Origin of the sequence: Streptomyces jumonjinensis, assembly GCF_009600885.1 — a bacterium.
In the GTDB taxonomy this organism is placed as follows: domain Bacteria; phylum Actinomycetota; class Actinomycetes; order Streptomycetales; family Streptomycetaceae; genus Streptomyces; species Streptomyces jumonjinensis.
Genome location: NZ_VCLA01000136.1, coordinates 22,448 through 43,891 on the forward strand (window position 1 = coordinate 22,448; position 21,444 = coordinate 43,891).

20 protein-coding genes are annotated in these 21,444 nt (G+C 70.0%); 10 read left to right on the plus strand and 10 right to left on the minus strand.

Annotated elements, in window-relative coordinates; translation table 11 throughout:
* Positions 1 to 1,565: condensation domain-containing protein (locus FF041_RS16125; protein ID WP_153523477.1), on the minus strand; the 1,565-nt coding region annotated here is incomplete at its 3' end.
* A gap of 513 nt (positions 1,566 to 2,078) precedes the next feature.
* Between FF041_RS16125 and FF041_RS16130 the strand changes: the two genes are divergently transcribed.
* The 10 genes from FF041_RS16130 to FF041_RS16175 are packed head-to-tail and all read left to right on the plus strand — an operon-like array spanning position 2,079 to position 10,147.
* On the plus strand, positions 2,079 to 3,671 hold the full coding sequence (locus FF041_RS16130) for an AMP-binding protein (protein ID WP_153523478.1): 1,593 nt from the start codon (positions 2,079 to 2,081) through the stop codon (positions 3,669 to 3,671).
* 1 nt (position 3,672) lies between these two features.
* The gene (locus FF041_RS16135) at positions 3,673 to 3,936 is read left to right on the plus strand and encodes an acyl carrier protein (protein WP_323372488.1); all 264 of its coding nucleotides are present in this window, start codon (positions 3,673 to 3,675) and stop codon (positions 3,934 to 3,936) included.
* 2 nt (positions 3,937 to 3,938) lie between these two features.
* Positions 3,939 to 4,982: an anthranilate phosphoribosyltransferase gene (locus FF041_RS16140; RefSeq protein WP_153523458.1), complete on the plus strand. Its 1,044-nt coding sequence runs from the start codon at positions 3,939 to 3,941 to the stop codon at positions 4,980 to 4,982.
* Entirely contained in the window at positions 4,979 to 5,815 is an 837-nt protein-coding gene (gene trpA, locus FF041_RS16145) for a tryptophan synthase subunit alpha (protein ID WP_323391930.1), read from the plus strand. Before FF041_RS16140 ends, trpA begins: the two co-directional genes overlap by 4 nt.
* Positions 5,796 to 6,170 (plus strand): ectoine synthase, encoded by a 375-nt coding sequence (locus FF041_RS16150; protein WP_153523459.1) that lies wholly within the window; start codon positions 5,796 to 5,798, stop codon positions 6,168 to 6,170. The genes trpA and FF041_RS16150 overlap by 20 nt, the downstream gene beginning before the upstream one ends.
* 12 nt (positions 6,171 to 6,182) lie before the next feature.
* A complete protein-coding gene (locus FF041_RS16155; RefSeq protein WP_323391931.1) occupies positions 6,183 to 7,322 on the plus strand; it encodes an acyl-CoA dehydrogenase family protein in 1,140 nt (379 codons plus the stop codon).
* Positions 7,323 to 7,367: 45 nt separating this feature from the next.
* On the plus strand, positions 7,368 to 8,012 hold the full coding sequence (gene trpF / locus FF041_RS16160; protein WP_228388241.1) for a phosphoribosylanthranilate isomerase: 645 nt from the start codon (positions 7,368 to 7,370) through the stop codon (positions 8,010 to 8,012).
* Entirely contained in the window at positions 8,009 to 8,758 is a 750-nt protein-coding gene (locus tag FF041_RS16165; protein WP_153523461.1) for an indole-3-glycerol-phosphate synthase, read from the plus strand. Before trpF ends, FF041_RS16165 begins: the two co-directional genes overlap by 4 nt.
* Positions 8,759 to 8,762: 4 nt before the next feature.
* Positions 8,763 to 8,978 (plus strand): MbtH family protein, encoded by a 216-nt coding sequence (locus FF041_RS16170; RefSeq protein WP_153523462.1) that lies wholly within the window; start codon positions 8,763 to 8,765, stop codon positions 8,976 to 8,978.
* On the plus strand, positions 8,975 to 10,147 hold the full coding sequence (locus FF041_RS16175; RefSeq protein ID WP_153523463.1) for a Glu/Leu/Phe/Val dehydrogenase dimerization domain-containing protein: 1,173 nt from the start codon (positions 8,975 to 8,977) through the stop codon (positions 10,145 to 10,147). Before FF041_RS16170 ends, FF041_RS16175 begins: the two co-directional genes overlap by 4 nt.
* A 162-nt stretch (positions 10,148 to 10,309) precedes the next feature.
* Here the strand turns inward: FF041_RS16175 and FF041_RS16180 are convergent, their stop codons facing one another.
* From FF041_RS16180 to FF041_RS16220, 9 genes are all read right to left on the minus strand, one after another.
* On the minus strand, positions 10,310 to 10,813 hold the full coding sequence (locus FF041_RS16180; protein ID WP_323391933.1) for an FBP domain-containing protein: 504 nt from the start codon (positions 10,811 to 10,813) through the stop codon (positions 10,310 to 10,312).
* A gap of 118 nt (positions 10,814 to 10,931) precedes the next feature.
* The gene (locus tag FF041_RS16185; RefSeq protein WP_323391932.1) at positions 10,932 to 12,494 is read right to left on the minus strand and encodes an alpha/beta hydrolase; all 1,563 of its coding nucleotides are present in this window, start codon (positions 12,492 to 12,494) and stop codon (positions 10,932 to 10,934) included.
* A gap of 375 nt (positions 12,495 to 12,869) precedes the next feature.
* The gene (locus FF041_RS16190; protein WP_153523465.1) at positions 12,870 to 13,253 is read right to left on the minus strand and encodes a hypothetical protein; all 384 of its coding nucleotides are present in this window, start codon (positions 13,251 to 13,253) and stop codon (positions 12,870 to 12,872) included.
* Between the two features lie 313 nt (positions 13,254 to 13,566).
* Positions 13,567 to 16,095: a molybdopterin-containing oxidoreductase family protein gene (locus FF041_RS16195; RefSeq protein ID WP_153523466.1), complete on the minus strand. Its 2,529-nt coding sequence runs from the start codon at positions 16,093 to 16,095 to the stop codon at positions 13,567 to 13,569.
* A gap of 141 nt (positions 16,096 to 16,236) precedes the next feature.
* The gene (locus FF041_RS16200; protein WP_153523467.1) at positions 16,237 to 16,941 is read right to left on the minus strand and encodes a hypothetical protein; all 705 of its coding nucleotides are present in this window, start codon (positions 16,939 to 16,941) and stop codon (positions 16,237 to 16,239) included.
* 165 nt (positions 16,942 to 17,106) lie between these two features.
* Positions 17,107 to 17,556, minus strand: a complete 450-nt coding sequence (locus FF041_RS16205; protein ID WP_153523468.1) for a GNAT family N-acetyltransferase — start codon at positions 17,554 to 17,556, stop codon at positions 17,107 to 17,109.
* Between the two features lie 110 nt (positions 17,557 to 17,666).
* Positions 17,667 to 18,626, minus strand: a complete 960-nt coding sequence (locus tag FF041_RS16210) for a beta-ketoacyl synthase N-terminal-like domain-containing protein (RefSeq protein ID WP_153523469.1) — start codon at positions 18,624 to 18,626, stop codon at positions 17,667 to 17,669.
* A gap of 126 nt (positions 18,627 to 18,752) precedes the next feature.
* A complete protein-coding gene (locus tag FF041_RS16215; RefSeq protein ID WP_153523470.1) occupies positions 18,753 to 19,826 on the minus strand; it encodes an alpha/beta hydrolase in 1,074 nt (357 codons plus the stop codon).
* On the minus strand, positions 19,823 to 21,444 hold a 1,622-nt coding region (locus FF041_RS16220), incomplete at its 5' end, for an SDR family oxidoreductase (protein ID WP_153523471.1). The genes FF041_RS16220 and FF041_RS16215, both read right to left, overlap by 4 nt.

The following is a 21,444-nucleotide window of genomic DNA, read 5'->3' on the forward strand; positions in this document are numbered from 1 at the left end:
ACGGTGGGGTGGTAGAAGAGCAGGGCGACCGGCAGTTCGAGGTCGAGCGCCCGGCTGAGCCGGGACATGACCTTCGACGCGAGCAGCGAGTGCCCGCCCAGCGCGAAGAAGTCGTCATGCACGCTCTCCGGGGCGGCGCCGAGCACCTCGGCCCAGATGTCGAGGACGAGAAGCTCGGTCTCGGTGGAGGGCGCGGCACTCTGCTCGCCCGGCCCGGCATCGGGTCGCGCGGCGGGGCCGGACCGGCTCACCCGCCGGCCGAGAGGCGGCTCCCACGCCGATATCGGCTGCTCGGGACTGCTGACGAGGTGATCGAGCACCGAGCGGTAGTCCTGGGCGAGCTGCCGCATCGTGTCGTGAGCGAACAGATCGGCGGCGTAGCGGACGACACCGGTGAAGTGATCGCCGCGGTCGGTCATGGAGACCTCGACGTCGAACTTCACGATGGTCTGCGGAATCCGAAGGGCGCTCACCTCCAGCCCCGGCAGGCCGGCCGGGAGCGCGGACGGCTCGTCCAGCTGGAACATGACCGTGAACAGCGGGTGCTGGCCGAGATCGCGTTCGGGCCGCACCTCCTCCACCAGCCGTTCGAAGGGAACGTCCTGGTGGGCATAGGCGTCCACCGCGCATCGGCGCACCCGGCCGAGCACCTCGGCGAAGCTCGGATCGCCCGACAGATCGGGACGGAGTACGAGGGTGTTGACGAAGAATCCGATCAGCGGCTCCACCTCGATCCGGGTTCGCCCGGAGATCGGTGTCCCCACCGGCACGTCGTGCTCCCCCGAGTAGCGCGCGATCAGGACCTGGAAGGCGGCCAGCAGCGTCATGAACGGCGTCACCTCGTGGGTGCGCCCCAGCGCCCGGGTCCGATCCGCGAGCTCCGCGGGGACCTCGATCTCGACCTGGTCGCCGCGGCCCGACCAGAGCGCGGGGCGTGGCCGGTCCGTCGGGAACGCCGGCGGGCTCTGCCCGGCCAGCCGATCCCGCCAGTAGGCGAGCTGAGCCCGCAGTGCCGCTCCGGACTGACAGCCCCGTTGCCAGTCGGCGAAATCCGCGTACTGGATCGGCAGTTCCGCCAAGACGACCGGGCGGCCGGCTGCGGCGGCCCGGTACGCGGTGGAGAGCTCCTGCCACAGCACCGACAGCGACCAGCCGTCGAAGGCGATGTGATGGAACACCAGCAGCAGCAGATGGTCGTCGTCGGCGACGCGGATCAGCCGAGCCCGCAGCATCGGCGCGGCAGCGAGATCGAACGGGGTGGCCGCATCGGCCGCCATCAGCTCCTGAGCCCGTTCCTGGGCCTGCGCCGCAGGCAAGTGCGCCAGATCGGTCATGGTCGGCACGAACGTCTCGACCGGCTCCGTGACCTGGTACGGGCTGTCATCGATGACGACGACCCTGCCGCGCAGCACCTCGTGCCGCCGCACCACCTCGGTCAGCGCCAGCACCAGCGCCCCTCGGTCCAGCCGGCCCCGCAGACGAACCCCGGTCGGGACATTGTGATCCGGCCGGCCCGGCCGCAGCCGGTCGAGGAACCACAGCCGTTGCTGTGCGAATGACAACATTGCCGGAGCGTCCATGCGCCGATCGGATCCAGGCATGATGGATTCACCTTTCACGGCGATTGAGAACTCTTCAGCGACACATAATGCCCCTGCTGATTCGTAAGTTCGTGAGCAGTGCACCGAATGCTAGATGACGCCTCCTCCGCTCGGCAAGATCAAGCAGAAGGATTGAAGCGTCAAGAAATATTTGTGGCACTCAACCGACTTCGGCGGATAGCATCACCACGGCGGCGGGCCAACGGGCCGTGCTGCTCCGTCATTTATGAGCACCCCGATCCCGCATCGCGGAGGATGAGGCATTGATGCTGGTCAGGCACCATCTAAGGGGAGCTTAAAGACGCGAAGCCGCTGTGTTCGAGCAATATTGACCTGTTCTTAACATCGGTCATTTCCGGGCGTAGTCACATGGAAATTCGTTTGTTGCCGAGAACCGGTCGGGCAGCGCTATCGTGACGAGTCGTCATTGAAGCCGAATGATTTAAGATAACCCGTCGCGTGAACTTCGGAGACGTCATGACGCCGCAGCAGAACTTGGTAAGCTCATTTGTCTCTCATGCCGCCAGTCACCCTGATAGTCCGGCGTTGGTCTGGCACGGCGAAGAGACGACCTATGGCGAACTCCATGAGCTGGCGAACCGGGAGCGTTCCCGGATCGGACGGCTCGCACCGGGTGCGGACGGCCCCATCGGCATCCTGGCCGCCAAGTCGCCGTCGGCGATCGCGTCAGTACTCGCCTGTCTGATGGAGGGACGGAGTTTTCTGCTGCCGTCGCCGACCCTGCCACCCGAATCGCTGCGCAGGCTGTTCGAAGAGGCCGGCTGCCGGCATGTGCTGTCGCCGGAGAGCCCCCCGGCGCCCCCGCCCGAGCCACAGCTCCCGGTGCACCCGCCCGAGCCACCGCTCTCGGTGCACCCGCCCGAGCCACCGCTCTCGGTGCACCCGGCCGAGCCACCGCTCCCGGTGCGCCCGGCCGGACCGGCGCAGCCACACCGTACCGAGCCGGCCGATGTGTCCTTCATGTTCACCACATCCGGCTCCACCGGGCAGCCGAAGATCGTGCCCCTGAGCACCGGCGCGGTGGACCGCTTCACCGACTGGGCCGGGGAACAGTTCCGGATCCGCCGGGGCACGACGGTGCTCAACTACGCCCCGCTCAACTTCGACCTGTGCCTGCTGGACATCTGGGCCACGCTCAAACACGGCGGTCGCGTCGTCCTGGTCGACCCGGCGCAGGCCACCCACGCCGGCCATCTGCTCGATCTCATCGCGCGTCATGGAGTCCAGCTCGTCCAAGCGGTGCCGATGTTCTACCAACTGCTGACCGACGCCGCCGCGGAGCGCCACCAGCGGCTCGACACCGTCGAGCACGTCATCTTCACCGGAGACAGCCTGCCCGCCCGCTGCCTCGCCGAACTGCCACGGCTGTTCGGCACCGCGCGGCTCTACAACGTCTACGGCTGCACCGAGACCAACGACAGCTTCATCCATGAGGTCGACGGCACCGAGCCGACGGGCGAACCGGTCCCGATCGGTCGCCCGCTGCCCGGGGTCCATGCCGTGATCGTCGGCGCCGACGGCGAGATCCTGACCGGTCCGGGAACCGGCGAGCTCCATGTCACCACGCCGTTCCAGACCGAGGGATACCTCGACCGGGAACAGAACGCGGACAAGTTCACGACCCGCCTCCACGGCCAGGAGGAACTGCGCTACTTCCGCAGCGGCGACCTCGTGCGTCGCGACCGGGACGGCCGGATCACACTGGAAGGCCGGAACGATCACCAGGTCAAGGTCCGCGGGGTACGGGTCAACATCCACGAGGTCGAGCAGGTGCTGCTGGAGCATCCGGAAGTCGTCGAGGCGGCGGTGGTGGCGGCGCCCGACCCCCTGGCCGGCCGTCTGCTGCGCAGTGTGGTCCGACGCGCCCCGGCCAGTCGGCTGAACAGTCTGGAACTGCGCCGGCACTGCGCCCAACGACTTCCCCTCACCGCGATCCCCTCGGCCATGCGCATCGTGGACGATCCCTTGCCGAGGACTTCCACCGGAAAGATCGACCACACGCTCGTCGAACGCGCCTACCCCCACCACAGCCGAACGAAGGAAAGCTGACGTGAAACACACCGACGCGGTGAAGCAGTTCATCATCGACGAGTTCCTGCCGGACGTCAGCGTAACCGAACTGGACTCCGAGTACGATCTTGTGCACGGCGGGGTCATCGACAGCCTCGGCCTGCTCAAGACGATGGCATGGCTCGAAGACCGGTTCGATCTGCGCGCCGATGAACTCGACCTCGACCCGAACAGCTTCCGCTCGGTCGACGCGATCAGCAGATTCATCGAGGACGCCCACCGGCGCCGGCCGGAGTCCGACTAGTCATGCACGACGTGCTCATCGCGCTGCTCACCGGGAATCGCTCCGTCGATCAGCGGATGTGGCGGTCCTTCTGGGACCGGTTGCATGACGGGGCTCTCCAGCCCGGCGAGACGGTGGCGTTGCTGACCTCGCTCTCCACCCGTATGCCCGATCAGTCCACGCTGAGCGCGCTGCTCCGTTCGCTCGATGAGCGCAGGCCGCCGGTCGACGTGCGGCTGGACGACACCGTCAACATCGTCGGCACCGGGGGAGGGCCGAGAACGTTCAACATCTCCACCGCGTCGGCGTTCGTCGCCGCCGCGATGGGCGTCCGTGTCGTCAAGACGGGCTCTCGCGCCTACTCCAGCACCTGCGGCTCCTTCGACCTGCTCGAACGGCTCGGCATCGGACTGACCGTCTCGTACGGGCAGACCGAGGCCACGCTGGAGCGCTTCGGCATCGCCTTTCCCGGACACTTCGTGTACCCGCGCGAGGTGATGGCGCTGGCGAAGAGCATCCTTCCGCTGGATCTGCGGACGCTCGGCGGTTTCATCAACAAGGTGGGGCCGTTCCTGGCCGCGATGCCGGTCTCGGCCCAGCTCGTCGGCGTCTCGGACCCTTCGCTGCTGCCAGGTCTGCGGCACATCGCCGCTGCCGTCGCCGACCGGAAGATCTGGTTGTGCGCCAATGACCTGGGTATCGATGAGCTGGTCAGCTCCGTCGACAACGTCATCTACACCAATGACGGCTCCGGCGAGATACAGCTGCGAGCCGACGCGCCCGGCCGGGCCCCGGGCGGGATCACGGAGCTGCGGCCGACCGGAGACGATACGACGGTGGTCGAGCACTTCCTCGATGTGCTGTCCGGGAACGGCACGAGTCTGGCGACGCGGACCGTCTGCTGGAACGCCGCCGCACTGGCCGTCGCTGGCGGGCGCATCGAAGAGTGGCCCGAGGCGATCGCGGCGGCGGAAGACGCCCTGCGCGGTGGCGGCGCACTCGACCTCGTCAACCGCATGCGCGCACAGCCGGCGCACAGGGCGGCGGATCCGAGGGGCGTGCGGTGAGCGAGTTCTTCGCGCGTCGGCCGCCGGACCAGCCCGGCCTGGCGGTCTTCCTCAACGCCGGGGACCCGCCGCTGCCCGTGCTCGCGGATCTCATGCGGATGCTCGACGACTGCCGGGTGGACTGCCTGGAGCTGGCGGTGCCCTTTCCCGACTCGGTCACCGATGGAGCGGTCAACCGCAGATCGGCGGAGCGAGCACTGGCCGACGGCATCGGGCTCCGCGAGGTGCTCGATTTCCTCAGCGGGATCAGACCTCGGCTGAACCACCTGCGGGTCGCCCTGCTGGCCGACTGGAGCCACACGGTCAAACCCATGTCCATGCCGGACTTCGTCCGCCGGGTCGCCGACTCGGGCGCCGATGGACTGCTGGTCCACGGCCTGCCGCCGCGACTGCGCGGGGGCTATCGCCAAGCGGTGCGGCAGGCCGGGCTGCCCATGGTGGCCACCTGCTACGCCACGTCGGCGGCCGAGGTGAAGGCCGAGGCCGCCGAGTACGCCTCCGCCTATCTGTATCTGGTGGCCCACTACGGCCGCAGCGGCGGCGCCCTCACCGCCGGCCGCCATGAGCTGTCCGCCGCGGTGGCCGAACTGCGGACGGCGACCGCCGTGCCGATCGCCGTCGGATTCGGCGTCCGGTCACGGGCCGACATCGCCATGCTGCACAGCCTCGGCGCGGACGCCGCGGTCGTGGGCAGCGCCGGGGTCGCCCGCATCGAGCACGCCCTCGCCGAAAAGGCCGATGTGGTCGACGAATTCCACGCCTTTATACAAACCCTTTCACCGCATTCATCAAACCGGGTAGGAGGACCACCCCATGATTGTCCGACGTCTTGACGAGGTGACGACCGTGGACTGGGGCAATGGGCTCAGCCGCAGGTTTCTTCTCGAATCCGACGGCATGGGCTACTCGATGACGGACACCACGGTACGCGCCGGCACCAAGTCCAGACTGGAGTACCGGCGCCACCTGGAAGCCTGCTACTGCATCAAAGGCACGGGGGAGGTGGTGGACTCCACCGGCACATCACACCCGATCGAGCCCGGCACCTTCTACGCACTCGATCAGCATGACGCCCACTTCCTCATCGCGGGTGAGGAAGAAGACCTCCGCCTGGTGTGCGTGTTCTCGCCCGCGCTGCGCGGCGGCGAGCGGCACAGCCTGGACTCGACCGACTTCTCCCAGTACTAACAGGAATGACACGTGATCAGATGGAACGCCGACCAGACCGCACTGCGGCAGGGGATCGGCCGTTGGTGCGAGGCGCTGAGCGCGGGCGACATCGAGCGGGACGCCGAAGGCGTCTTTCCGCAGGACCAGTGGAAGCTCATCCAGGAGTCCGGAATTCTGGGCCTGCCGTTCGACGAGCGATGGGGCGGGCTCGGCCAGTCCCTGCTCACCACCATGTACGTACTGGAGGAGCTCGGCAGGGGGTGTCGCGACGGCGGACTGAACTTCTCGGTCGCCACCCATATGGTCAGCTCCGGCGTCCCCCTCCAGCGGTTCGGGTCGCAGGAGCTCAAACAGCGCTATCTGCCGGGCATCTGCTCGGGTGAGACGATCGGCGCACACGCGATCACCGAGACCGAGAGCGGCTCCGACGCGCTGGCCATGCGGACGACGGCGACGCGCGAACACGATGACTTCGTGCTGCGGGGCAGCAAGTCCTTCGTCAGCAACGGCCCGGTGGCCGGCCTGTTCGTGGTCTACGCGCGCACCCACCCGGACGGCGGCCCGTTCGGCATCACCGCCTTCGCCGTGGAACGGGACACTCCGGGGCTCGTCATCGGAGAGCCCGTCGCCAAAATGGGGCTGAGAACCTCGCCGCTGAGCGAGCTGCACTTCGACGACTGCAGAATTCCCGCGTCCGCCGTGATCGGCAGAGTCGGCTCCGGCTTTCTCGTCCTGGACCATGTGATGAAGTGGGAGATCCTCTGTTCCTTCATCATCAACACCGGACAGATGCGGTACCGGCTCGACCGCTGTGTCGAATACGCCAAGGAACGCATCCAGTTCGGCAAGCCGATCGGCTCGTACCAATCGGTCTCCAACAAAATCGTGGACATGCGGATCGGCTTGGACACCGCGCGGAAATGGCTCTACGACACCGCGGCCCGGCTGATGGACGGCGAGAACGTCACGACGGACATCGCCGTCAGCAAGCTGCTCGCCAGTGAGAGCAACCTCGCCTCCGCACTGGCGGCCGTGCAGATCTTCGGCGGGAGCGGATATCTGACCGAGTACGGCCTGGAGAAGGACCTGCGCGACGCGGTGGCCGGCCCGATCTACTCGGGCACCTCGGAGATCCAGCGCAACCGCATCGCATCGATGCTGGGGCTGTGACCTCTGATGCTGGTCAAGATATGCGGCGCTGTCTCGGCCGGGGACATGGCATCGCTCGATGCGGCCGGAGCCGATCTCGTCGGCCTCTGGCACGGCATTCCAGGCGGTCATGCGGAGCTGTCGGCAGATGAGCTGTCGGCACTGGCCGCAGCCGCCCATCGCACGGCACGGCTCCGCCCGGTACTCGTCACCTTCCTCGACGACGCCGAGACAGTGCACAGGACGATGGCCGACGCCCGGGTGCGGTGGGTCCAGCTGCACGGCTATCAGCCGCCGGGCATGATCCGCGCGCTGAAGGCCGCCGGGGATCTCACCGTGATCAAGGTGCTGCACATCGCCGCGGACGGATGTGTGGAGCGGCCCCTGATCGCGTCGTACGAGCGGGCGGGAACGGATCTCTTCCTGCTGGACGCGGTCGCCGAGGACGGCCGGATCGGCAGCACCGCGCGACAGCTGGAGTGCGCGGCCGTCATCGAGATCGCGGACCGTATCGCGCGGCCGTTTCTGCTCGCCGGCGGAATCTCGGCCGACAACCGGGCGGAGTACCAGGCTGTGGTGGAGCACCCCCGCTTCCGGGGGATCGATCTGGACACGGCGGCCAGAGACCTCGGCGGACGGCTGCGGGCCGATCGGGTCATGGCCGTGCGGCGGGGCTGGCGAGCGGCGGACGACAGCGGGGCGGTCATATGACGGCCGGGTTCACCGAGGCGCTCCTGGGCGCCCGCCGACCGGTGATCATGGAGCTCAAGCGGCAGGACGCCGCAGGCCGTGACCTGTTCGGCGGCCGGTCGGTCGCGCGCATCGTCGCCGAGTACCAGGACGCCGGCGCACCGTGCCTCTCCGTGGTGACCGGGCGATGGTTCGGCGGTACTCAGGACCTGCTGCGGGAGGTCGCGGAGGCGACGGACCTCCCGCTGCTGCAGAAGGACTTCATCACCCGCCGGGGCCAAGTGGACGAGGCCCGCGAGACCGGCGCCTCCGCGGTCCTGCTCACCGCCGCGCTGCTGCCGCGGTCGACCCTGGGCAACCTGGTCGACCACAGCCTGCGGCTCGGTCTGACTCCTTTCGTCGAGGTGACCACCGAGGAGGAGAGCCGCCGTGTGCCACGTGCCGGGGAGTGCGTGGTCGCGGTGAACAACAAGGACATCGCCACCCGCGAACGCGGCGCGGGCGACCTCGGGCGAAGCCTGTCGCTTCTGCCCGCGGTGCGGAGCGGCGGTACCCGATGCCCGGTGAGCGCCAGCGGCATCCGGCGACCGGATGAGGCCGCGCGGCTGATCCGGGAAGGGTTCGCCGGTGTCCTCATCGGCACGGGACTCCTGCGCGCCGGCAGCCTGCCGGAGTGGCTGGACGACTTCGACCGCTGCCGCGACGCCACCCGCCCGCCGACCTGGCGGAGCGCGGAATCAGTGGAATCAAACGACACCTGGAGGTAATGGCATGACCAGCGAGACACCTGAGCAGTGGAAGGTCGTCGTCAACGACGAGGAGCAGTATTCGATCTGGTCCGCCGACCGCGAGCCGCCGGCCGGTTGGCGAGAGGTCGGCGTGCACGGTGCGAAGGAGGAGTGTCTCGCGCACATCGAACGCGTATGGACCGATATGCGTCCCCGGAGCCTGCGGCAGCGGACCGCCGCGGAGACAGGTGCGCGATGAGCCGGACGCTCTCCCCGCAGGAGGTGGCCGATACGAACCGGCCCCTGCTCTCCACCACGTTGACCATGCCGGGGTGCGACGCGCGAGGGTGGGTCGTCGTCGACTCCCTCGTCGACGGTCTGGCCATGGGGGGCACCAGAATGACCCCGGCGGTGACCGAGCGGGAGCTGGCCCACCTCGCCAGGGCCATGACCCATAAGCTGGCGCTGGTCGGCCTTCCCATCGGCGGTGCCAAGGCCGGCATCGCGCCCGGCCCGGGGGCCGCCGTCGAACGGCACACGGTGATGCGGGAGTTCGGCCGCGCCGCGGCCCCGCTCCTGCACGGCGGGGTGTATCTGGGCTGCGACCAGGGCACCACCTACGCCGACCGGCAACTGGCCTTCGAGGCCGCCGGATACGACGTCGCCGCCCGGCCCGGAGCGACCCGCCTCACCGTCGGCTGGGGCGAACTGTGGGACCACATGGCCGACATCACCGGGTTCGGGGTGGCCGTCGCGGTGCTCGGCGCCCTTCGCGCCTCGGGCGCGAAGGCCCCGCAGCGCATCGTGATCCAGGGGTTCGGCACCGTCGGGCGCGCGGTGGCCCACCACCTGGCCGCCCATGGCCACCGGGTGGTGGCGGTGGCCGACGTACAGGGCACGATCGAGGACCAGCGCGGGCTGCCCGTCGCCGCGCTCACCGCGCTCACCGGCAGCGACGGCACGATCGACCGGGCGCGGCTGCCCGCGGCGGTCAGGGTGCACGGGTCCGGGCGGGCGTGGCTGCACATCGACGCCGATGTGCTGGTGCTGGCGGCGTCCGCGTCCGCGGTCGACGAGGCCGCGGTGCCCGAGGTCCGCGCCGGCACGGTGGTCGAGGGCGGGAACATGAGCTGCACCGGCCCGGCCCGCCGGCTGCTGCGTGAGTCCGGCCGCACCGTCCTGCCGGACGTGGTCGTCAACGTCGGCGGCGCGGCGGCGACCGGGTGTGTGCTCGCCGGCCTGGCCCCGTCCGACCTGCCGCTGCCACAGCTGTCCGCATGGCTGCGCGAGTGGGTCTCCACCAGGATCACCAGAAACTGCGAGCTGGTGCAGGAGCTGAGCGCTTCGGGCAGCACCGATCCGGTCATGCATCTCCTCGCTGCACACGGCGCTCGACGATCACCGACGGCCGGCGCCTTGGGAGTGTGATGGACAGGGCGTGCCGGGCGGGGCCCAGTCGTTGAAGACGGGGCGGTCCGGGCTGATGCCCCGGTGCCCCGGACTCGCGGGCCGCCCGCCGGAGGATCGGCGCGGCGGCCACACGGCGTACGCCGGCCGACCGGCGGCCGGCCGGGACGCCCGGAGCGCGGCTCAGGCCGCGGTGACCTTGGCCACGAAGGCGTCCAGGTGGCCCGACATGCGCGCGAGGCGCTCGTCCTGGGTCAGGGACTCCTCGTACCGCCCGGTGCGAAGCTTCGGCTGCCGCTTGCCGCGCACATAGAGGGGGCAGGCGAGATCCGCGCAGATGTAGACGCCGACCGTGTTGCCCTCGCGGCCCCGGGCGCCGGCCAAGGGGGCGGCGAGCAGGGTGACCCCGGAGGAAGCGTGACCTGTGAGACAGATCTGGCACATACTGGACTTCACCGCGCTGGTGCGGCTCACGGAGGGCACCCGCAGGGAGATTCCCACCGGGCCCTGCTCCCGGGGCAGCACGAGATGCGCCCGCAACGGCGCTCCCGGGTCCACCCACCCCAGGAAATCCAGGTCCTGCCAGGGCAGTTCGGCGAAGTCGGACGGCAGCCGCAGCCGCGCGGCCTCACCCTTGGTGCAGTTCACGAAGGATGAGCGGATCTGTTTTTCGCTGAGCGGTTCCACAGGCATCGACCTTAGGCCAGCCCCGACCCGCCCCGCACCTCGATTATCCGCAGCCGAAGGCCGCGGCCGGCGGTGACCGGCCGCGGCAGTCGGCTGATGAGGGCCGTACGGGCAGGGGTCAGAAGCGGGCCCTCAGGGCCGGCGGCAGGGGAGTGACCGGGAAGGAACGGGGCTCCGCGCTCCGGGCGGAGGCGTCGGCCGGGGTCACCCCGCAGGTCACGTTCCCGGCCGGGAGCTTCCCGGTCAGGAGATAGGCGTCGGTCACGCCGTCCGCGCACTCGTTGAAGCCGTAGACGCCGTGGCCCTCGCCCTCGTCGACCGTCACCAGGCGGGAGCCCTTGAGGGCCCGGTGCATGCCCTCTGCCGTGGACAGCGGGGTCTGGGAGTCCCACTCGTTCTGCACGATGAGCGACGGGACCCTGTTGTCCACGGCCGTCGCGGGCTCGACGGCCTTGTCCCAGGAGGCACAGGGCGTGATGTTGGACGCGAAGTCACCGTAGAGCGGGTACTTCGCCCGGTCGCGGATCGACTCCTCGCGGTAGGTCTGAGGGTCCTTCGACCAGGTGCGGGTGTCTCCGCAGATGATGGACCAGAACGAGGAGAAGAAGTTGTCGTTCTCCTCGCCGTGGGGAATCTCCGGGGTCGGCTTTCCGGCGGCGGCGTCCCTCAGCATGACGACCGCCTCGGCCGCGTTCTGGACGGTGAAGAACTGGGCGCGCATCAGGTCCCGGATCTCCGCGCCCGTGAACGGTGTATCGCCGATCGTGATGGGCTTGCGGTCGGCCTGGCGGATGATGTCCCAGAACGTCCGGCTCACGGCGGCCGGAGTGTCGCCCAGACCGAATTCCGCGTTCCGCCGCGCGGTGTTCTCGGTCCAGCGCTTGAAGGCGCGCTCGGCGTCCGAGCCCCAGAGCTGGAAGGTCCCGCGCCAGGCCAGCTTCGGGTCGACGGCGCTGTCCAGCACGAACCGGTCGGAGCGCTGCGGGAACATCTGGGTGTAGACGGCTCCGAGATAGGTGCCGTAGGAGCCCCCGAAGTAGGAGATCTTCTTCTCGCCCAGCACCGCGCGGATCACATCCATGTCCCGGGCGGTGTTACGGGTGGTGATGTGGGACAGTCTCTCCCCGACGTTGGCCCGGCACTTGCCGGCGACGCCCTTCGCCCAGGCCACATCGCCGGCGAAGGTCTTGTCCCTGTACTGGCGCGGCCATTTCTGGTCCTGCTTGTTCAGCCCGCACTCGACCGGGGAGCTGCGGCCGATGCCCCGGGGATCGAAGCCGATCAGGTCGTACTTCGCCTGGACCGGGACGGGCAGGTATTTCCGCAGCTCCAGCGGCAGATCGAGGCCCGCCCCGCCGGGGCCGCCCGGGTTGGAGAAGAGCACGCCACGGCGCTGGCCGGGGAGACTGGTCTTGATCCGGGATATCTCCACATCGAGCGTCTTGCCCCGGGGCTCGCCGTAGTCCAGGGGGACCTTGACCGTCGCGCAGCGGAGCGAGGCCGCCAGATTGATGTCACAGCGCTTCCAGCTCAGTTTCTGCTGCGCATACGAGTCCAGAGGCCCGGCCGCCCTGGCCGGGGCCTCGGGAGCGGCGGCGGCCGGAGCGGCGGCAGCGAGGCCGGGAGCCAGGGTCGCCAGGACGCTTACCGCGATCAGCGGTGCGTAGCGTCGTCTCTGCACGTCGGGGTTCCTTCCGTCGAATGATGCTCGGACGGGAACAACCTTTGTGTGTCGACGAGTTGAGCGAATCAACTAGAACGTCATAGCTTCTGATACTTCAGTCGGATAAACGCTTACTGCGCATCATCCATCCGCTGTAGCGGCATTTTGGCCAGTGGCCGGTCCGTCTCCCCCTCCCTACAGACGGAAGGGGGAGACTCAGGGTTGCCCCCGAGCCGGCTCAGCAGGGTCTGGATCAGAGGCGGTCGGGCGCGGGCAGCGGGGCCCGGCATTCGGAGTCCTGCTGAGCGCCGCTGTCAGCCGTGGAAGCGGTGCCGAACGCGTCCGGACGGCTGCCGGACGCGGTGCCGCCGTCCTGGCCGCCGACCTCGACGGTCAGTGCTGTACGAGGTTGAGCGAGCTGGCCAGGTCGTTGAACCAGTGGAGGTTGGTGTAGTCGCCGTTCCTGCCCAGATGCATCGAGAGGCCGCCCCGGCTGCCGTGCTCGTACAGCACGACGCTGCACCAGCGGCGCACGGTCACCGAGCTGATCCGGTCGTTCCAGCCGTCGGGAAACCAGTCGAGGGGCTGCTCCCAGGAGCTCCCCCGGCAGTCGTCCCCGTAGATGTAGAGCGCATCGCCCTGGAACAGCGTGTGCTCATAGGCGATCGCGACCACCTCCGCACCGCTGCCGATCGACATCGTCTGTGGGGTCGCTTCGGCCGTACCGGGCGTGGTGAACGTCAGGGTCATGGCCATCGCGGCTCCGGTGAGAGCCACGCCTTTGAACCGTTGGAACATCATTCCTCCAGGGCGAGCGGCAGGACCTGACAGAGAGGTCGGGGCTGATCCTGAACGGTGCCGTCCGATCGTCGACCCGGGCAGCGCTCTTCCGCCCGAGTGGACATGTCGTCCTCTGTACGGGGCGGTTCGCCAGGGCAAGGAAAGGAACGGTGAGGGTGGCCCTTCCCGGAAGGGACGGGATCGTCATCGGAGCGGCCACCGCCATGTCACCCTCCCGCAGGCCGCCGGAAGAAACAAGGCCCCCTCAACCGGCGCTCCACCGGAGACAAGTACTCCCGGCCACCCGCCCTCAGGCTCCTCCCCGCACCACCCGGCAGGCGAAGCACTTGTACGCCTGCTGTCCCGAGAGATTGTCGTAGAACCCGTCGTCGCAGAGCACGTTGGCCGGTTCATAGCGGGGCGCACCGAACAGATCGCCGACGCGCTGCGCCGGCCCGAAGGTGTTGGGCACGAAGACGGTGTCCTCCCGGATGCCCTCCCACAGGAGCGCCGTCCCGGTCACCGAGCCGCGCGGGCTCTCCACCCGTACCGGGTCGCCGTCGGCTATGCCGCTCGCGCGCGCCGTCCGCGGATGGATCTGGACGAGCCTGACGCCGTTGAGCTGCTCTCCCGTCCGGGTCCAGTGGGTGACTCCGGCGAAGTGGACGACGCTGGGCCGGCCCGTCATCCCCATGAGGGGGTACGCGCCGTGCGGCGGGCGGCCGGAGCGGGGGCCGATGGTCACCGGGTGGGCGAGCGCACCGGGATGGAGCGGGTTGGCGATGAAGGCGGACCGGTAGCGCAGCGTCGGATGGTCGCCGGTGACCTCGGGGTGGGTGTAGAAGACGGGCAGCGCGCCATGGCCGGAGGGGGCGAGCCGGTCCTGGAGCCGGGGGGTGAAGATCTCGGCCTTCCCCGAAGGGGTGAGGAACCGTTTGCCCCGGTTGCCGGGGCCGAGCGAGTCCGCGGCCTCGTACCAGGTGGGGTGGTCCAGATACAGGGTGCTCACCCCCGGGTGGGCGGTGCTGGGGCAGGGCCAGCGCAGCGGCTCCGCACGGCCGCGCATGCGCTGCTCGGTCATGCCCGCCATGCCGGGGGTGTGGTCGACGAAGTCCGCCCAGAGCGCGCCGTACTCCAGCCATTTCTCCGGGAACGCCGCATGCCATTCGGCCGCCGGTCGCCGGGTGTCGAGGCGGGCGAGGGCATGGGCGAGCCCGATCCAGATCTCCGGGTCGGTTCTGGACGCGCCGCGTCTGGGCACCGCCTGCTCCTGCCAGCGCACGGCCCGGTCGTCACGCCGCATGTAGACGCCCTCCGTCTCCAGGCCGCTGCACACGGGGAGGATGAGATCGGCGTAGCGGGCGGGTTCCTCCATGAACAGGCCGGTGTAGACGAAGAACTCCAGGCGCTCGAAGGCTTCCCGGACCCGGTGGGTGTGGGCGGAGGCGATCAGCGGATTGCCCTGGGCGACGATCGCGCGCAGCCGGTAGGGACGCCCGGTCAGGATCGCCTCGGCGAAGGAGTCGGGGCCGATGGGCAGCGCCGGTGGACGGGTGGGGACTTCGGCGCGCAGCGGTGGCAGCTTCAGCTCGCCCGGCCAGGTGTTGTGCATGAAGTTGCAGCCGCCGCCGGGGACGCCGATGTTGCCGGTGACCGCGGCGAGGAAGGTCAGTGCCCGGTAGGTGTCGAAGGCGCTGGTCTGATGGGAGATGCCCGCGTTGCAGTAGATGGCCGCGGGTCCGGCCGCCGCGTACTCCTCGGCCATCGCGGTGATGACCGCCTCGGGGAGCCCTGTCACGGCCGCCGCCCATGCCGTGGTGTAGCCGTGGTGTACGAGGTGGTCCCGCAGTTCGGCGAAGCCCAGCACCCAGCGGCTCACGAACTCCCGGTCGTGGCGGCCGGTCGTGACGATGTGGTGCAGCATGCCCAGGACGAGCGCGTAGTCGGTGTGGGGCTTGGGCGCTGCCCAGCGGTCGGCCTGGGCACCGGTGGGTGTGAGCCGCGGATCCACCACGGTGATCGTCGCACCGGTCCGCCGGCGCTCGCGCAGCAGATGCTCGAAGGTGACGGGATGGGTCTCGGCCTGGTTGGTGCCCAGCAGCAGAAGGTGCCGGGCCGCCCCCGAGTCCTCCCGGCCGGTGGCGGCGTCGACGCCGTACCCATTGGTGAAATGGCCCAGGCCGAAGGTGGCGGCGAGGGCATCCGCTCCCGCGTCGTTGCAGACCGGGCCGACATCGGAGTCGTTGGGGCTGCCGAGCATGGCGAAGAGGCGGGCGACCAGCGCTCCGGTGCCGCGCAGCATACGCCCGGAGGTGCGGTTGGCGATCGTATGGGCCTCGCCGGCGTCGCGCAGCTCCAGGAGCTTTCGGGCCATGGTCTCCAGCGCTTCATCCCAGCCGATGGCCTCGAACCGGGAGTCCGCCGAGCCCTTCCGTCCCGCGACCCTGCGCAACGGGGTGGTCAGCCGCATGTCGTTGTAGACCAGCTCGGGCATCATCCGCGCTTTCACGCAGAGCCCGCCCGCCTGAACCGGGTCCGACTCCTCACCTCGTACGCCGATGATCCGGCCGGCCTTGAGGTCCACCAGCAGACGGCAGTTGCAGTTGCAGAACTGGCATGCCCCGGCCGCCGTGCGGTCAGGGGTCAGCGCGGCGGACCGCTCGGTGAAGTCCGGCCGTCCGCAGCCCGCGGCCTGGGACACACCGGAGGAGGGGCTCATGCCGGGGGCCTCGGCGGTCGACGGCGGGCGCGGGGCGGGGGAGGGAAGGCTGATGCCGATCCCGCCGGCCAGGGTGGACTGGATCGCCCCTCGGCGGGACACGTCCGGGTCCGTGCTCATGGAGCGGCCTCCCTCTCACCGGCTGGACCGCGCAGCCGCCCGGTGTTCCGTCCGATGGCGCTCCGGCGGCGTCCGCTCTCGGCCCGGCCGCTCACCGGGGTACTCGCCGCCCCCCGGTGGGTGTGCTCCCGCGGCGGTCCGTCACGAGGCGCCGGCCTCGGCCCCGTCCGCTCCGGCGCATGGCTGCGGGGCGGCTCCACAAGCGCCGGTCCCCTGACGGGGGGCCAGTTCATGGCCCGGATCGATGGGTCGCAGATCGCATCCCATCGTCTTCTCGAAGACGCTCAGAGTGCCGAAGGCGAACTCGATGGGCCGGCGCCGGCCCGGCCATCCCTCCGGCGGATAGACCCAGTGTTTGCCCTGGACCCGGGTGTGGCAGCAGTGGACGGGCCCGTCCTGGGTGACCTCCCGCCAACGGAGCTCGCCGGCCCGGTCCACCACGGCGTCGAAGGCTTCACGGGTGGTGTCGCTCTCGTCGCGCATGTCGATGCCGATGTGGTCCATGAAGGGTTTGGGCAGCGTCACCGCGCCCGGGATGGAGTCGTCCTGGGCGATGGGGATCGAGGAGAAGATGAAGTGCACACCCGTCAGGGTGGCGTACTTGACGTACCCCGGCTCGGCGTTCTCGGGGCGGTGGCCGAGCGCCACGAGGTCCTGGTGCGGCAGGGCGTCGACGTCCTCGACCTTGATATGGGCGTGGACGGAGTCGGTGTGGCGCACGGCTGCCGCGAACGGAAAGTCGTCGCTCAGCACCGACAGCACTTCGGAGTGCTCCGCCGCGTCGATCAGGCCGAGCTTCTCGATCTCCCCGAGTACGCGGGCGACTGCGGTACGGGAACGGTCCATGGCCATGCCTCCGTGTCTGGTCGGCTTGCCGGCGAGTCCTCGCACCCAGCGTAGGGTTCCTGCGACGGCACCTCCAGAACAACGGTGGAAGCGGTCATGAGCTGTCCCGGAATCGCCCCCCGTCGCGTGACCGTGACGCCGTCCGACATGCCCAGCGGGGCCGCGTCAGAGTATTCGTTCGAAGCACAGGGAACACTCCGAGTCGGCATAGGCGCCGAAGTTCGGGATGCTCTCGTAACCGGAGCGCGTATAGAAGCGCATGGCGGCGGACAGGCGGTCCCCGGTCTCCACCCGGAGGGCCTTCCAGCCCTGCCCGCGTGCCCACTCCTCCAGCGAGCGCAGGAGGAGGGCGGCGAGGCCGGAGCCGCGCTGGTCCGGTGCGACGTACATGCGCTTGACCTCGCCGACTCCTTCGCCGAGATAGCGAAGCCCCGCGCACCCCACCGCGGTTCCGTCGTCCTCGTGAGCCACGAGGAACACCGCGATGTCCGCTGTCGAGGGCGGCACTCCGGGATCGCTGTCCGGGGTGCCGTACACCGCGGCGATCTCGGCTCGCTGTCGTTCGCGCAGCGCGGTCGCGTCCGGGTCGTCCCAAGGAGACTGTCTGATCTTCATGATGTGGATCTTAGATAAGCACTGGGAACGGGTGAGTGCCGCACCGGTCCCGGTGACTTCCGGCCCTCCGCGGCATCATGAACGCCAGGACCGGAACGCCCTCCGTAGCGTCAGGAACGCCAGGACCGGAACGCCCTCAGCTCGTCCGGGGCCGCCACCGCCTCCAGCCGGGCGCCGTCCGGCTCTCCTCCGCCGAGCGCCGCGACCAGCCGCCGGGCCGGTGCGTTGCGCGGAGTGTGCTCGGCCGTCAGACGCACCGCCGTGCAGCCCAGCGCCTCGGCACGGTCCGCGAGCCACTGGAGCAGCCGCTCCTCCACCCCGCGGCCGAGCGCCCGGCAGCTCAGCGTCCAGCCCTGGACGTTCAGGGTGTCCCCGTCCTCGCGGACCGCGAGCAGACCGATCTGGCCGTAGTCGCCGAACCGGTCGATGACCTCGGTCGTCTCGGGCAGCAGATTCAGGTTGACGCCGCCCGCCAGGGCCGTCGTCGTCTCGCCCCGGCGCAGGCTCTCGCAGGCCGCCTGCACCGCCACCAGCGAGGAGGACTGTCCGGTGTCGACGGTCAGGCTGGGGCCGCCCAGGCCCAGCACATAGGAGACCCGGTTGGCGATGACGCCGCGCTGGGTGCCGGTGAGCGTGTGCGAGCCGGCCGCGTCGGCGCCGAGGCGGTCCCGCAGGGTGGCGTAGTCGTCGGCGATCGCCCCGATGAAGACACCGGTGGCGGTGGAGCGCAGGCTCGTGGGCACGATCCGCGCGTTCTCCAGCGCGTGCCAGGCCAGTTCCAGTACCAGGCGCTGCTGTGGATCCATCGCGTCCGCCTCGTGCGGCGCGATGCCGAAGAACGCCGCGTCGAACGCGTCCACGTCCTCGATGAAGCCGCCGCGCCGGGGGCCGGCCGCCGCTCCGGCCGGCCATCGCTCCGGCGGGGCATCGGTCACCGCGTCGCGGCCCTCCCGGAGCAGCGTCCAGTAGGCGCCGGGGTCCGCGGCTCCGGGCAGCCGGCAGCCCATGCCGACGACGGCGATCGGGCCGTCCGCCGCGGACGCCGAGGACGGGTCGTGAGCGGCGTTCATCGAGTCCTCCATTGCGCGGTGTCCTCAGCTCTCCACAGCTCGTGATGGAGTGGGGGTCTGTTCCACAGGGCGGCAGGGCCCGGCCTGGGGCCCCGGCCTGGGGCACGGCACCCGGCGGGCCTCGGTTCACCGGTGCTCGTCGAGGAAATCGAGGATGTGGCCGAACACGTCGATGGCGGCGCTGCGACCGATGAAGGGGTCCACATGTCCGAAACCGGGGATCTCGGTGTAGCGGACGTCGAGCTGGGGATGCCGGGTCCGCAGCACCTCGTGGCAGAGCTTGTTGGAGTCCGCCCACAGTCTGTTCCGGCTGCCCGAGAGCAGCAGGACCGGGCAGTCGATGCGGTCGGCGTGGTCCAGCGCGTTCTGTGGCAGGGCACGGTAGCGGCCGTCGGCGTCGTTCCAGCGGGTGACGGCATGGGCCGGCTCGTTCTGCCGCAGATGGGGCAGGGCGCACAGGGGTGCGGAGCCGAAGAGGTCCGCCAGCCGGTCATGGGTCAGCGGGTGCAGGTTCTCGTGGACGTACAGAGAAGCGCCCGTGCCCCAGGCCGAGTTGTGGAGGATCTGGCAGGTCGGGTCCTTGCACTCCGAGCCCAGCGAGGCCAGCGCGAACACCAGGCTCTGCTTCGACCAGAGCCCGGCCCTGCGGATGTCCACCGCCTGGTAGCCGCGGTTCCGCATGATCTCGGCGCCGATGTGCATCCGCAGGCGGGCCCTGCCGTACAGCTTCGGGGTCAGGAAGACGCCCTGGGCGACCACGCCGGCCAGTCCGGGCACCAGGCCGGCGGCCATGCTCATCGACAGCGTCATCGCGCCGACGCAGTGGGCCACCACGAGCAGCGGCCGGTTCCCGATCCGCCCGCGGATGAGGGCGACCGCCTCCGGGATGTCGTAGAGCGACACGTCGTCGTAGCTGTAGCGGGTGCCGTCCTCGTTGTACGGCAGCCGGCGGCTGCCCCGCCAGTCCAGCAGCCAGGGCTCGTACCCGGCGTCGAGCAGCACCGCCACGAGGTTGCGGGTCTCCGGGAGCGTGAACATGTCGGCGGACGCGGTGTGGCCGTGGAGCAGCAGCACCGCCGGGCGGTCCCGGTCGTCACGGGAGACCCGGCACAGACCGAGGCGGGTGCCGTCGGAGACCCGGAGCGGGACGTCCTCGACGGCAGCGCCGTCCAGCCGGGCGCAGAGGGGTCGCAGGTTCATCGCTCCGGCTCCTCCAGGCGCACACGGCGCAGATCCAGCAGTTCGGCGCCAGCCCGCATCATCGGCTCCGTCAGTCCCTGGGCGAGCTGCATGCCGAACCAGGCGATCCAGGTCGCCTTGGCCAGTCGCCGCTCCCGGGACGTGAGGCCGGGTCCGACCCTGATCCCGTCGATCTGTTCCCGCACATAGCCGTCCATGGGGACGACCATCACCCCGGACAGGCTCGCCGGCTCGCCCGCACGGCCGATCTCGACGGCGAGGGTCCGGGCCTGCTTCGACAGATCGCGCCGTGCCCGCGCGGTCTTGTGGCCCTCCAGCCACCAGGTGTTCCCGTCGGGGTCGCTGAGGAGCAGCCGGTACCGCAGAAGAGGGTGACGGATGCCATGGGTGTGCGGAATCCCGTGGTCGGGCCGGACCCAGACGTCCCCTTCCACCATCGAGAGCGGTTCGCCGTGCAGCCGGGGGCACCGCACCTCGCCCTTGAGGACGTCGATACGCCGCTCCCGCACCAGCTGGTACATGCTCGCGATCGACAGCCGCAGCCTGAACGTGCAGGGGCTGTCGGCCGGTTCGCCGACCGGTCCGAGCCGGCCCTCCATCGTCTCGGGGAACCACAGATAGGGCGGGTCCTCCCGGCTCGGCAGGGCGGCCAGGCCGTCCTCCGCCATCAGCTCGTACGATCTGAGCTGGGCCTGACCGTCGTACCGCTCGGCCTCGGGCAGACTGTGCCGGGCCGCGAAGGCGTCGGTGCGGTCGGCGGTCGCGGGCGGACTGAACAGGTTCGCCTCGCAGAGCCGTACGCCGGTCGGGCTGTTCAGGACGCGGATCAGCGGGTCGAGCGCGGGCACCGGCTGCTCCTGGACGCGGGAGAGGAGCTGCTCGCGCCACTCGTCCCAGCCGAGGATCCGTACGTTCATGCCGCTGAGCCGCATGTCGTGGACCAGGTCCGCCAGACTGCTGGGCCGCCCGGTGAGGTTGTAGGTCCGCCCCCAGCCGTCGGGTTCGCCCACGACGGTCGCGGCCACCTTGCTCACCCAGTCCACCGGCGCGATGTTGAAGGCCCGCAGCGCCGGGACGATCCGGAACCGGGTGATCGCCGACAGGAAGCCGGTGAGAAGGTCCTGCGGGTTGTAGGCGCCGGTCCCGGTGTGTCCGCCGATGGCCCCCGGGCGCATCAGCGTCACGGCCAGGCCGTGCTCGCGGGCCCGCCGTAACGCCGTTTCCGCGGCCCACTTGGACTGTTCGTAGCCGGTGGACAGCCGGTCGACGCGCGCGAGGGGCGCGTCGTCGCCGATGGCCGCGATGCCCGCCTCGTTGAAGACGGCGGTGGAGGAGATGTGGTGCAGCGGCTTCACCGGTCCGGTGGCGGCCAGTTCCGCGAGGGTGAGCGGGCCGAGTACGTTGGACCGGCGCAGCGACTGGTAGCCGCGCAGGAAGTCCACCGCCGCGGCCACGCTGACGACGGAGTCCACGTTGTGCGCGAGGGCCTGCCAGCGGTCCTCGGCCAGCCCCAGCCGCGGTTGGCGGATATCGCCGGGCAGCGTGGTGATACGCCGTCGCAGTTCGGCCGACCAGGGCAGCCGGTAGCCGGTGAGGGCCTCGGCGAGGCGCGCTCGCG

Bases quoted from the DNA above. Each gene is read 5' to 3' on its own strand.
- FF041_RS16170 (WP_153523462.1), top strand. From the start codon at position 8,763: ATGACCAGCGAGACACCTGAGCAGTGGAAGGTCGTCGTCAACGACGAG.
- FF041_RS16150 (WP_153523459.1), top strand. From the start codon at position 5,796: ATGATTGTCCGACGTCTTGACGAGGTGACGACCGTGGACTGGGGCAAT.
- FF041_RS16140 (WP_153523458.1), top strand. From the start codon at position 3,939: ATGCACGACGTGCTCATCGCGCTGCTCACCGGGAATCGCTCCGTCGAT.
- FF041_RS16200 (WP_153523467.1), bottom strand. From the start codon at position 16,941: ATGGACCGTTCCCGTACCGCAGTCGCCCGCGTACTCGGGGAGATCGAG.
- FF041_RS16195 (WP_153523466.1), bottom strand. From the start codon at position 16,095: ATGAGCACGGACCCGGACGTGTCCCGCCGAGGGGCGATCCAGTCCACC.
- FF041_RS16210 (WP_153523469.1), bottom strand. From the start codon at position 18,626: ATGAACGCCGCTCACGACCCGTCCTCGGCGTCCGCGGCGGACGGCCCG.
- FF041_RS16175 (WP_153523463.1), top strand. From the start codon at position 8,975: ATGAGCCGGACGCTCTCCCCGCAGGAGGTGGCCGATACGAACCGGCCC.
- FF041_RS16215 (WP_153523470.1), bottom strand. From the start codon at position 19,826: ATGAACCTGCGACCCCTCTGCGCCCGGCTGGACGGCGCTGCCGTCGAG.
- trpF (WP_228388241.1), top strand. From the start codon at position 7,368: ATGGCATCGCTCGATGCGGCCGGAGCCGATCTCGTCGGCCTCTGGCAC.
- FF041_RS16165 (WP_153523461.1), top strand. From the start codon at position 8,009: ATGACGGCCGGGTTCACCGAGGCGCTCCTGGGCGCCCGCCGACCGGTG.
- FF041_RS16205 (WP_153523468.1), bottom strand. From the start codon at position 17,556: ATGAAGATCAGACAGTCTCCTTGGGACGACCCGGACGCGACCGCGCTG.
- FF041_RS16130 (WP_153523478.1), top strand. From the start codon at position 2,079: ATGACGCCGCAGCAGAACTTGGTAAGCTCATTTGTCTCTCATGCCGCC.